The organism is Clostridium celatum DSM 1785 (assembly GCF_000320405.1).
In the GTDB taxonomy this organism is placed as follows: Bacteria; Bacillota; Clostridia; order Clostridiales; family Clostridiaceae; genus Clostridium; species Clostridium celatum.
In genome coordinates this window covers 120,781-133,442 of record NZ_KB291618.1, presented here as the reverse complement: position 1 = coordinate 133,442, position 12,662 = coordinate 120,781, and the positions used below count along the sequence as shown (strand labels likewise).

The window sequence follows — 12,662 nt, the reverse complement described above, 5'->3', positions numbered from 1 at the left end:
AGAACAAAAAAAAGAACTTCAATTATTATTGAAGTTCTTTTGGTGCTGAAGACCGGAATCGAACCGGTACGGTATCGCTACCGCAGGATTTTAAGTCCTGTGCGTCTGCCTGTTCCGCCACTTCAGCAGGCAAGAATTATTATATTATGATATTATTATTAAGTCAATAGAAAAAAAAATATTATAAAAATATTATGCTGTTGGCAAAACTTATTGTATTGAATTAAAATTAATATAATAAATGTTTAGGTGGGTGAGGATAATGAATGTTATTTTTGATGTTTAAATAAATACTATGGATATAATTCTTTTAGAAAAGGACAGTACGAAATTATAAATAACATTTTAAGAGGACGAGATAGCTTTTGTATAATGCCTACTGGTGGAGGTAAATCTATTTGTTATCAAGTACCTGCAATTTTATTTAAAGGTGTAACTATAGTTATATCTCCACTTATTTCATTAATGAAAGATCAGGTAGATAATTTAAATGAGAGTGGAATAAATGCAGAATATATAAATAGTAGTCAATCTTTAGAAGCCATTGATGTAATTATGGATAAATGTTTTACTGGAAAAGTAAAGCTTTTATATATAGCACCAGAAAGATTAGAAAATGAATTCTTTAAAAGAAAGCTAAGAAAACTTAACATAAGTCAAGTAGCCATAGATGAAGCTCATTGTGTATCAATGTGGGGACATGACTTTAGAAAAAGTTATAGCTTAATAGCAGATTTTATTAGTTCTTTGGATAGAAGACCTGTAGTTACTGCTTTTACAGCAACAGCTACTAAGTTGGTTAGAAGAGATGTGGTTAATCTCTTAGGGCTTAGAAATCCTTATACATATATAGGTAGTTTTGATAGAGAAAATTTATTGATTAAAGTATATGTTGAAGAGGATAAGCTTGAGTTAACTAAAGATATTATAAAGGAAAAAGAGGATAAAGCAGGTATAATTTATTGTGCAACGAGGAAAGAAGTAGATGGATTATATTATTATTTAAAAGATTTAGGATATAATGTTTTAAGATATCATGGTGGATTAAGAGATGATGAAAAAGAGTATAATCAAGAAGAGTTTTTAAATGAAAATTCTAATATAATGATTGCTACTAATGCTTTTGGAATGGGAATAGATAAAAGTAATGTAAGATATATAATTCATTTTACAATGCCTAAAAATATTGAAAGCTATTATCAAGAAATAGGTAGAGCCGGTAGAGATGGAGAAAATTCTGAATGTTACCTTTTATACAATAGAAGTGATATAAGAACTCTAGAATATTTAATTTACACAACGGTTCAATTAAATAGAAAAGAAATTGAAATTAAAAAGTTACAAAGTATGATAGATTTTTGTGAAAATAAAGGATGCTTTAGGGCTTTTATATTAAACTATTTTGGAGAAGAAGGTGCAAAGGAATATTGCACAAATTGCAGTAATTGCTTAAAAAATGATGAGCTTAGAGACTATACTATAGAAGCACAAAAGATATTATCTTGTGTATATAGAAGTAGAGAAAAATATGGGATAGCTGTATTGATAGATGTATTAAGAGGAATGATAGGACCTAAAATAGTTAATGACAAATTAAATCAATTATCCACTTATGGAATAATGAAGGATTATAGTAGTAAATTTATAAGAGATTTAATAAAGGCATTAATAGATTTTGAGTATGTTAGCTTAAAGGAAGGAACATATTCAATGTTAAAACTTAATGAAAAATCATATAGAGTGCTTAAATCAGAGCAGAAGGTTTTATTAAAATTAACTACTGAAAATGAAGAAAAAGTAATGAATAATTTATTGTTCAATACGCTTAAGAGATGGAGAAAAAATACAGCAATAAGAGAAGGTATTAAGCCATATATAATTTTTTCAGATGCAACCCTTATAGAATTAAGTAATAAAGTGCCAAGAAATCAAGAAGAACTATTGAAAATAAGAGGTATGGGTGAGAAGAAATTTGAAAAATATGGCCATGAAATATTAAATTTAATGCTAGAACAAAAAAATAAATAAGCTTATAAATTATAGTACATAGACAAAAATATTTATATAAGGAATTAATTAATATAAATAATAATATAATTTATAGTAAGAAAGTCAAAGGAGCCTGAACTTACAAGTGGGCTCTTTTTTGCTCAAAAAATTATTTTAAGACAAAGATTATTAAAAAAACAATAAAAAGATAAATTAACAATAATATTTATAAAATTTTATCATATAAAAATATAAAGAAGTCTAAATAAAAAAATAGTAATATAACTATTTATAGTAATAATATACTAAATTAAGGGGAGGGATAAGTTTATGAACTTTAGGGAATTTATAATTACAGATAGAGAGAGTAGAAACAATGAAAAGTTTGAAGGAACATTTTTGGATTATTTAGAAATAGTTAAGGAAAATCCTGACGTAGCAAAGCTTTCTCATAAGAGACTATATGATTTTATTATGAGCAAAGGTGTAGAGGTATTAAAGGGTGATGAAAATCCAAGAATAAGAAAAATATATGGAAATGACACTATTAAAAAATACGGATACTTTAAAGAAGACTTCTTTGGAATTGATAAAGTTATAATGAAAATTGTAAATTACTTAAATTCAGCATCTATGAAAGGTGAAGAAGCTAGACAAGTTTTATATTTAGTTGGGCCAGTAGTAGCCGGAAAATCATCTTTAGTAGAGGCATTAAAAAGTGCTTTAGTAGGTTGTGAACCTATATATGCAATTAAAGGATGTCCTATGCATGAAGAACCATTACATTTAGTTCCAAATCATTTGAGAGCTAAGTTTAATGATATGTTGGGAACTCAAATAGAAGGAGATTTATGTCCTATATGTAAATACAGATTAATACATGAGTTTAATGGAGAATATGAAAATTTCCCTGTAGAGAGAAAGAATTTCTCTATAAGATCAAGAAAGGGAATTGGAGTTGTTCCTCCAGTTGATCCTAATAACCAAGATACTTCAATACTTACAGGTTCTATAGATATTTCTAAAATGGATATGTATCCAGAAGACGATCCAAGAATATTTTCTCTTAATGGAGCATTTAATGTTGGAAATAGAGGTCTTGTGGAATTCATAGAAGTATTTAAGAATGATGTTGAATATCTTCATACTATAATAACTGCAACTCAAGAAAAATCTATACCATCACCAGGTAAAGGTTCAATGATTTATTTTGATGGATTAATAATTGCTCACTCAAATGAGGCTGAGTGGAATAAATTTAAATCAGATCATACAAATGAAGCAATTTTAGATAGAATAGTAAAGGTAGAAGTGCCTTATTGCTTAGAATTAGATGAAGAAATTAAGATTTATGAAAAAATATTAAGAAAGAGTAATTTTAAGGCTCATATTGCACCACATACAATTGAAATAGCATCAATGTTTGCAATTCTTTCAAGATTATCACCATCTGCTAAGGTAGATCCTATGACTAAACTTAGAATTTATAATGGTGAGGACTTAGTTGAAAAGGGAACTACAAAGAAAATTGATATAGTTGAGCTTAGAGAAGAAGCTGGTCCTTATGAAGGAATGAAAGGTATTAGTACTAGATTTATTATTAAAGCTATTGATAATGCACTTTCAAATTCAGAATTTGATTGTATAAATCCATTAAGCATAATGGAAAGTATAATTAAATCTGTAAAGGATATGGATATTTCTAATGATGATAAGAAGAAATATCTAGGATTTATTCAAGATACAATTCGTAAGGAATATAATAAAATTTTAGAAAAAGAAATAACTAAGGCATTTATTCATTCATTTAGAGAACAAGCTGAAAGTCTTTTCAATAATTATATTGATAATGCAGAAGCTTTTGTTAATAAAACTAGAATTAAAGACGCTCAAACTGGTGAAGAATTAAAACCAGATGAAGAATTTATGAGAAGTATAGAAGAACAAATAGGTGTTTCAGAAGCTTCAAGTAAAGGCTTTAGAGCAGATGTAACTTCTTATATGTTCTATTTAGTTAGAAATGGAGCAAAAATTGATTATACATCATATGAACCATTAAAAGAAGCCATAGAAAAGAAACTTATTGCATCTGAAAAGATTTATCTAGAATAATAACAAAATCTAGAGTTAGAGATAAAGAACAAACTGAAAAATATAATACTATGGTTGAAGAAATGCAAAGGAATGGATATTGTTCACATTGTTGTGATGTAATTCTTAAATATGCAGCAAACAATTTGTGGAAGGATTGATAAGGATGGCTATATTTAGAGATAGTAGTGAAAATCCTGTTGAACACGATAGAAGCATAGAAGATAGAAGACGTCATAGGCAATTAGTTGAAAAATCCATTAAAGAAAATTTAGGAGATATACTTTCTGAAGAAAGTATAGTTGGAGAGACTAAAAATAAGAAATTTAAAATTCCCATTAGGGGTATAAAAGAATACCAATTTGTATTTGGTAGCAATAATAAGGGTGTTGCAACAGGAACAGGAGAAGAAAAAAGAGGAGATAAATTAGGCAGTGCAGATTCAAGTGGTAAGAAAGGAAATAAGGGCGCCGGGAACTCTGAGGGCGATGATATATATGAAACTGAAATAACACTTGAAGAGTTAATGGACTATATAGTAGAGGATTTAGATTTACCTAATTTAGATAAAAAGAAATATTCAGAGATAATAACTGAAAGTGCAAGTAGAAAAAGGGGATATCAAAGACATGGTATAAACCCAAGACTTGCTAAAAAGAGAACAGTTATGGCTAAAACTGCACGTAAGCAAGGAAAGAAGAGAGGACTTATAGAAGCAGGATTAGATCCAGAAATAGATAGGTTTCCATTTAGAGAAGATGATATGAGATATTATAGAGTTAAAAGTAAACCTAAAAAAGAAAGTAATGCAGTTATGATATTTATCATGGATGTATCTGGATCTATGGATAGTACAAAAAAATATTTAGCAAGATCATTCTTCTTTGTACTATCTACCTTTATAAGAAGGAAATACAATAATATTGCCTTTGAATTTATTTCACATACAACAATTGCAAAGCAAGTAAATGAATATGAGTTTTTCCATAAGGCTGAATCTGGAGGAACGTATATATCAAGCGGATTAAATCTTGCACTTAAGTTGATTGAAGAGAAGTATTCACCAGAAGTGTGGAACATATATCCGGTATATGCTAGTGATGGAGATAACTGGTCTGAAGATAATGAAAGAGCAATTGAATCTGTAAAAAAACTTTGTGAAATTAGCAATATGTTTGGTTATGCAGAACTATTACCATCAACTTATTCAACAACTATGTATTATAGATTTAATAAGGAAATAGTAGATAAAAAATTTGTATCTGTAGTTGTTAAGGAAAAAAAGAATTTATGGGATGCGCTTAAGCTAATGCTTAGTAAAGAGCTAAAGGAGGAGTAATAGTGGAGTATACTTTAAAAGATTTAGAAAAGTGGGATGAAAAGATAGAGAAAAAAGCTGTAGAATTTGGGTTAGATTATTATCCACAAGAGTTTGAGATAATTGGATTTAATGAAATGCTAGCTTATGAATCTTATGTTGGAATGCCATCAAAGTATCCTCACTGGAGCTATGGTAAAGCATATGAGAAAAATAAGACATTATATTCTTTGAATCTAACAGGATTACCATACGAAATGGTTATAAACTCCAATCCGGCTATTGCATATCTTATGAAAGATAATACATTATTACTTCAGATATTGACTATGGCTCATGTTTATGGTCATAATGATTTCTTTAAAAATAATAGATTATTTAGAGAAGGGACAAAAGCTCATTATACTGTTGAAATGTTTAAGCTTGATGCAGAAATAATAAGAGGATATATAAATAATCCTAATATAGGTTATAGCAAAGTAGAAAAAATATTAGATGCTGCACATGCATTAAAATTTCAGATTCCACGAGTTGTTGGAATGAAGGAATTAACTCAAGAAGAAATAAAAGAAAATTTAATGAATGAGTATAATAGAAAAATAGAGGGAAGAGATTCATTAGATGATACTGCAGAAATACCTTTGCCAGATTTAAGCAAGATACCTCTTGAACCTTGTGATGATGTTATTGGGTTTATAATTAAGTATGGTAATTTAGAAGAGTGGGAAAAAAGTGTATTAAAAATAGTTAAAAGAGAAACAGAGTACTTTATGCCTCAAATAGAAACAAAAATAATGAATGAAGGATGGGCAAGCTATTGCCATTATAATATCCTTAAAAGTTTAGATTTACCAGAAGGATTACATTTTGAGTTTATAAAGCGCCACAATGATGTCATAGCTCCAATATTAGGAGGATTAAATCCATATTATATAGGATTTAAAGTTTTTGAAGATATAGAAAAAAGGTATGGAAGAGATAAAATCTTTGAAGTTAGATATATTGAAAGAGATAATTCCTTCTTAAGAAAGTACTTAACACAAGATTTGTGTAGGGAGCTTGGATTATTCCAATATGCTAAAAAGAGCTTTGAGTTTGTTGTTGATGAAGTATCTGATGAAGAAGGATGGCAATCTATTAGAGATACCATAGCTAATAACTGTGGCGTAGGTGGTATACCTTATATAAGAATAATTGATTTAAATAGGAAAGATGGTACATTGACTTTAGAGCATGTATTTGATGGAAGAGAACTTGAACTTATATATGCAAAAGAAACTATAAAATATTTATTTGATTTATGGGGACACAAGGTTGTATTAAATACCAAGACTAAAGAGGGTAGGGCAATACAAATTACTTGTGATAATGATAGAAGAGTATCAGTAAATTAAATAGTTAGAATAATAATAAAAAATATATTAACATTAAAAATGATGGATTAAGGATGAAAAGTAAGATGATTTTAGAAAAGTTATTTTACACAATTCGTAATCCGTCATTTTTATTTGTTGCATTTTTTTTAATTATGAATAACTTAATAGTAGAAATATTATAGAGGAGATTATAATGAATTTAAAAGGTAGTAAGACAGAGAAAAATTTATATAGAACATTTGCTGGAGAAAGTAGGGCTAGAAATAAATATACTTTATATGCAGAAAGGGCTAAAAAAGAAGGATACAGAAAAGTTGCATAAGTTTTTGATATTACAGCAGAAAATGAATTAGCTCATGCAAGAAAAGTGTATGGTGATTTTCTTAACCTTATCTGTTCAACAAAGGAAAATTTAATGGATGCTATATGTGGGGAAACAGAGGAAGCTAATGATATTTATGCTAAGTTTGAAAAAGAGGCAAGGGAAGAAGGGTTTACTGAAATTGCAGATTTTTATAAAGAATTAAGAGAAGTTGAAGAGGAGCATGCAAAAAGGTTTAAAAAATTATATGACGATATAGAAAATGGTACTATGTTTAGCGGATCAAAAGACTCAAAATGGGTATGTATGAATTGTGGATATATATATGAAGGTGCAAATGCACCGATAAAATGCCCACTATGTTCATATCCAAGAGAATATTTTAAAGCATATTGTGAATCTAATGATGCATAGGAGGTGGAATCATGTTTATATCAATACCTAAAGAGTTTTTTGTTCCTGTAATTTATGGAGAAAATTTTGTTTTTAATGAAGAAAGCAATAACTTAGAGTTAGACACAAATTTATATAGAGAAAGTACAAAAACTAAGGCAACTGAGAATATACCAATTAAGGAGAGTAGTGTAAGTGAAGCAAAAAAAGAAACTATTATAAGTAATAAAAAAGCAGAAAGTACTATTGAAGAGAAAACAAATGTAGCTATTAAAAATAAAGCAGCAAAAAAAGAGTGTATAGAAATAAATACTATGTATATAGAACTTAAGAGTAAAGAGGTAGCTGATAAGTGTAAAATCTCTACGGATATATTTAGTGAATTAGATGATGAATATATTAATAATGTTGACAAGAAGGACTGTAAGAATAAGTAGATAATAAGTTAAAATTCATTAAATTGAGGTGTTAAATGAAATATAATCAATTAATGAAAGAGTATTATAGTAATGTAAATAATTTAACGCAATTATTGAGATCTATGGTGGATTCATATAGATTGTTGATTGCTGGAGCAGCAGAACTTAATAATATAAATGAAGCAAGAACAAGTTATGTTAAAGATGCTGTTCATAGGGCAGATAAATTGGGAGAAACAATTGATCATTTAATTGAATTAATAGATGATTGTGGAGAAAGTTATTTTCATTATTGTGCAGTTATTGGAGATTATATGCTAAAGAAGGGTGATAATAAGGCTATATTGACAGAAGTTGATGAAGAATTGCTTTTTAATGATGCAACAATGACAAGAGAAGAGTTTAAAGAAGTAAAAAAATATAAGGATGATAAATAAAAAAGATTTGTGAAGGGCTGAATCAAAATTAAATAAAATGATACAGCCCTTTTAAAATTATATAACCAGTTGTAGTGTTAGAATTTCCTTAGTTTAAAAGTACTTACCATTAAATAAGAACATAATAATATTAATAAAAAAGGAATAATAGCAGAAATATTTCCATTAACAGTAAATAAAGCGAATAAAGCTAAAAAACTTCCAGTAACAGTAATAGGAACCCCGGTAAAAACTCCATTAAATTCACTAGCATTATATCTAGCAAGTCTAAATGCACCACATATAGGAAATAAAAGTAATGAAATATACCCGAACAAGCCACTTGGTCCCAAAGTATTAAAATCAAATATTAGAAATATTAAAATAGCAGGTGCAACACCAAATGATACTAAATCTGCTAGTGAATCTAACTCTTTACCAAGATCACTAGAAACATTTAGAAATCTAGCTATCCTACCATCGTATCTATCTACCAATGCTGCTAAAAGTATAAAAATACAAGCTAACTTATATTTTTCTTCAAAGGTAGAAAGTAGAGATAGTATTCCAAAAGATAAATTAATAAATGTAAAGATGTTAGGAATACAACTTTTTTTCATATAATCACTCCTAAGTATATCTTATAATAAGATACAATTATAACACAAAGTAAAATAAAATTTAATAGAAAATAACATTATTAGAGTTATGGTAATATGTGTATAAACTTATTTATATAATATTATATAGATAAAGTTAGGTACATATGAAAAATAATGATATAAAAATAAGGAAATAACAGATAATATTAACAATTACCATTGCTAAGTTATATGAAATTGTTTTATGATATAATTTATTAAGGAAAATTAAGTGTGGAGGGATATAATGAAAAAAGTTAAATTAATATATAATCCATATTCGGGGGAAAATGTTATTTTGGCTAAGTTAGACAATGTAATAAATATTCATCAAGAATCAGGATATACTATTGTTCCTTATAGAATAAAAAGAGAATGTGGAATAGAAGAGGCATTTGCAGATGTTAAAGGTGGCAACTATGAATATATACTTATTGCCGGTGGAGATGGAACAGTAGATTCTGTTGTTAATGCTATGGCTAAGTTAGGAATTTCATTACCAATTGCTATTTTGCCAGTAGGTACTGCAAATGATTTTGCTAAATTCCTAGGTATACCTTTTGATGTAAATGAAGCTTGTAGAAAAATAATAAATTCAAGTGCTGTTGGAGTAGATCTTGGAAGCATAAATGATAAATATTTTGTAAATGTAGCTAGTACGGGGTTATTTACAGATGTTTCTCAAAAGACAGATATAAATTTAAAGAATACAATAGGAAAGCTTGCATATTATTTAAAAGGTTTAGAAGAGTTACCTAATTTTAGACCTTTAAAGGTTAAAATAACTTCTGATGAAGTAAATTTTGAAGGTAATATGTATCTTATGTTAGTGTTTAATGGGCAAACTGCAGGTAATTTTTCTTTAGCTAATAAAGCAAGTGCTACAGATGGAAAATTAGATGTTATCATATTTAAAGCTGTACCTCTTTACGAGTTAATACCTTTATTTATAAAAATACTAAGAGGTGAACATCTAGATTCAGAAGGAGTGCTATATTTTAAAACAGAACATATTCATATAGAGTGTGATGAAGGAATTGTTACTGATATTGATGGTGAAAGAGGACCAGATTTTCCACTAGAAGTTAAATGTATTAAAGGTGGAGTTAAAATTTTAGGAATAAATTAATTTATTTAAAGAATAAATAAAAAGTAAAATTAATAATTATAAATAATAGTATTTTTGAAAGGAAGTAAAATATGATAGCTTTTACTTATTTATGTATATTATTATTTATAATTATTTTTATTTTTTATCTAATGTATTTGAATAATAAAAAATCACCTAAAAAAATAAAATTAGTATATTCAATAGCATTACTAACACTTTTACTTAGATATATCTCTTTGGTAGTTTTATGGATAGTTGAAAAGCAAAGCATAATATATAGTATGAAATCATTAACGCAAACTAACTATATAGCAATTCCACTTTTGGCATTAATAGCGCTATATATTTTTTTGAGGATGGAAGATAAAAGTTTTGATTATAATTATGTTTTTACAATTATACTAATTATAAGTTATGTAATTATTATAAAAATTTATAAGCTTGATATTAAAATAGATAGTGTATTTGGGTTTATTGTAAGATTTAAAGAAATATTAGTACCAAGTTTAATTTATTTAATAATATTGGCAGCTATTATGATTATAACCCTTCTTTTAGGAGATAAACCTTATAGTAATAAAAAAGGGATGAGGTTATTGATGATTTCATTAATAGTATTAATAGGAGAATTTATTATGTTTGTGAGCAATATGATGATTTTTCCATATAATATTGTAGGAGAGGTTTTTATGCTTATTTGTAGTTATAATGCTATAAATACTTTTAAAATAAGGTAAAAAAGGATATGTTTAGAGTAAAAATCAAGGTATATCTAAATAAAAATATAATTTAATAAATATATGGTATTTAAAGTATTGCCTTTTAGAGTTGCTTTAATATAATATTAATATGAGACACCCCTAAAAAGGGGTTTTTGTATGTAGTTTAAAATAAATTGAAATATTTTGCTGCAAGATTATTGTATAGTCAATTGAAAAAATTAAATTTATAAAAAATGGTGGTGAGATTAAATGGAGGGTGTCCCTCAGAGGATAAATTTAAGAAAATTGAATATAAACATAAAAAGAGAGAAAAACTTTCATTTAAGTGAGATTCCAACTTTAGCTTTAGCAAGTAAAACTTATGTATAGTAAATTTTATTTACTAAAGTAAATTGAGCAAATAGTAGTAATTTTATAGGTTTAATTTACACAAAATTAGCAAAAGAAAATTGTAGCTCATTATAAATATTGAATTTCCTCTCTGTTAATGAAGGAGGAAGTTGTATGGAAAAACTATCTGTTTTCCTATTTACTAGTATATTAGGCAAGAAGATGTATGACGAATTTAATGATGTGCTAGGGGAGTTAAAGGATATATACGTAACTACTGATGATGGATATCCAAGAGTAATAGGTTATAAGGTGAGACGAGATGGAGTTACTTTTCATTATGAATTTAGAAGTATAATTTTTTATTCTATAGATAACAATGTTAAGATAATGACAAGAGGTAGTAAGGAAATACTTCCAAGAACGTATTCTTATTTACTATCTAGAAACTTATTAGATAAAAAGATTGTTGATATTAATGGTAAGCAAGTTGTAAGAGTTGATGACTTAAGAATAGCAGAAATTGCTGGAGAATATAGAGTAATTGCTGTTGAAACAGGACCGCTTGCTAAGTTCAGAAGAATGAAGTGTCAAGGTTTAGGAAAGTTTATATATAAGGTTATGAATAAGGATTATGATGATAAAGTTCTTATGTGGGATGATGTTGAATCTTTAGAAATGGTAAATAAAAATTTGCAAATTTCAGTGCCATATAAAAAACTATCTACATTACATCCAGCTGACTTAGCTGATATATTAGAGAATCTTGATGCAGGGCATAGAAAGCAAATAATTGAATCTTTAGATGAGGATTTAGCGGCAGATACTCTAGAAGAAATTGAACCAGAGTATAGGGGAAGTATACTTAAAGATTTAAGTGAAGCTAAAGCGGCTGAAGTATTAGAGAATATGCCTAATGATGAAATTGCTGATATTTTAGATGAACTTAATGATGATGAAAGAGAAAAGATACTTGTAAATTTAGAAACTGAAGATGCTGAAGAAGTAAAAGAATTACTAAAATATGAAGACGAAACAGTTGGAAGTGTAATGAGTAAGGATTTTATTGCTTTTAATTTAGATATTACTATTGGAGAAATAATAGATATATTAAGAGAAACTAATCCAGAAGATGAAGAATTAAATTCTATATTTATAAAAGATGAAGAGGATAGGCTTATAGGAGTACTTGGATTAAAGGATTTACTGTTAAATGATTCAAGTGTTAAGGCTAAGGAAATAATGAATGAAAATATAGATGTTCTTAAGCACTATGAAGATATACATGAGGCTGTTGAAATTTCAGCAAAGTATGATTTATTAACAATACCAGTTGTAGATGAAAAAAACATGTTAATAGGTGTGGTAAATACACATGATTTAATTGATGAAATATTATATCCTATATGGAAGAAGAAGAATAAGTAAAAAATTCCCAAAAAGTGTTGACTTTTTGAAATATAAGAATATAATAAAAATATAAAGTTTAGTTAAATACTCGGAATTAAGACTATGAAGAAGGAAAGTAGTATAA

At 27.5% G+C, this 12,662-nt stretch carries 8 protein-coding genes, 1 tRNA gene and 3 pseudogenes; 10 read left to right on the top strand and 2 right to left on the bottom strand.

Features of this window, described 5'->3' with window-relative positions; genetic code table 11:
• Nucleotides 1-40: 40 nt before the first annotated feature.
• Nucleotides 41-127: transfer RNA gene (locus HMPREF0216_RS04665), tRNA-Leu, on the bottom strand.
• 155 nt (nucleotides 128-282) lie between these two features.
• On the opposite strand from HMPREF0216_RS04665, the pseudogene recQ reads away from it, so the two are divergent.
• The 7 genes and pseudogenes from recQ to HMPREF0216_RS04630 form a co-directional block, all read left to right on the top strand.
• A pseudogene (recQ, locus tag HMPREF0216_RS04660) lies at nucleotides 283-2,028 on the top strand (DNA helicase RecQ); the annotation flags it as partial.
• A 291-nt stretch (nucleotides 2,029-2,319) separates the two neighbouring features.
• Nucleotides 2,320-4,241 (top strand): annotated as a pseudogene (locus tag HMPREF0216_RS04655) (serine protein kinase).
• A gap of 5 nt (nucleotides 4,242-4,246) precedes the next feature.
• Nucleotides 4,247-5,419: a sporulation protein YhbH gene (yhbH, locus tag HMPREF0216_RS04650; protein ID WP_005211753.1), complete on the top strand. Its 1,173-nt coding sequence runs from the start codon at nucleotides 4,247-4,249 to the stop codon at nucleotides 5,417-5,419.
• 2 nt (nucleotides 5,420-5,421) lie between these two features.
• Nucleotides 5,422-6,792 (top strand): SpoVR family protein, encoded by a 1,371-nt coding sequence (locus HMPREF0216_RS04645; RefSeq protein WP_005211752.1) that lies wholly within the window; start codon nucleotides 5,422-5,424, stop codon nucleotides 6,790-6,792.
• A 175-nt stretch (nucleotides 6,793-6,967) separates the two neighbouring features.
• A pseudogene (locus HMPREF0216_RS04640) lies at nucleotides 6,968-7,510 on the top strand (rubrerythrin family protein).
• An 11-nt stretch (nucleotides 7,511-7,521) separates the two neighbouring features.
• The gene (locus HMPREF0216_RS04635; RefSeq protein WP_005211745.1) at nucleotides 7,522-7,926 is read left to right on the top strand and encodes a hypothetical protein; all 405 of its coding nucleotides are present in this window, start codon (nucleotides 7,522-7,524) and stop codon (nucleotides 7,924-7,926) included.
• A 35-nt stretch (nucleotides 7,927-7,961) separates the two neighbouring features.
• Nucleotides 7,962-8,345, top strand: coding sequence for a hypothetical protein (locus HMPREF0216_RS04630; protein ID WP_005211743.1), 384 nt, complete (start codon nucleotides 7,962-7,964; stop codon nucleotides 8,343-8,345).
• Between the two features lie 77 nt (nucleotides 8,346-8,422).
• Here HMPREF0216_RS04630 and pssA read toward each other — a convergent pair whose 3' ends face one another.
• The gene (pssA, locus tag HMPREF0216_RS04625; RefSeq protein ID WP_005211741.1) at nucleotides 8,423-8,944 is read right to left on the bottom strand and encodes a CDP-diacylglycerol--serine O-phosphatidyltransferase; all 522 of its coding nucleotides are present in this window, start codon (nucleotides 8,942-8,944) and stop codon (nucleotides 8,423-8,425) included.
• Nucleotides 8,945-9,212: 268 nt separating this feature from the next.
• On the opposite strand from pssA, the gene HMPREF0216_RS04620 reads away from it, so the two are divergent.
• The 3 genes from HMPREF0216_RS04620 (at nucleotide 9,213) to HMPREF0216_RS04610 (ending at nucleotide 12,556) form a co-directional block, all read left to right on the top strand.
• On the top strand, nucleotides 9,213-10,094 hold the full coding sequence (locus HMPREF0216_RS04620) for a YegS/Rv2252/BmrU family lipid kinase (protein ID WP_040418864.1): 882 nt from the start codon (nucleotides 9,213-9,215) through the stop codon (nucleotides 10,092-10,094).
• 71 nt (nucleotides 10,095-10,165) lie between these two features.
• Nucleotides 10,166-10,813, top strand: a complete 648-nt coding sequence (locus HMPREF0216_RS04615; protein ID WP_040418863.1) for a hypothetical protein — start codon at nucleotides 10,166-10,168, stop codon at nucleotides 10,811-10,813.
• A gap of 489 nt (nucleotides 10,814-11,302) precedes the next feature.
• Nucleotides 11,303-12,556: a magnesium transporter gene (locus HMPREF0216_RS04610; RefSeq protein WP_005211734.1), complete on the top strand. Its 1,254-nt coding sequence runs from the start codon at nucleotides 11,303-11,305 to the stop codon at nucleotides 12,554-12,556.
• The last annotated feature ends 106 nt before the right edge of the window (nucleotides 12,557-12,662 follow it).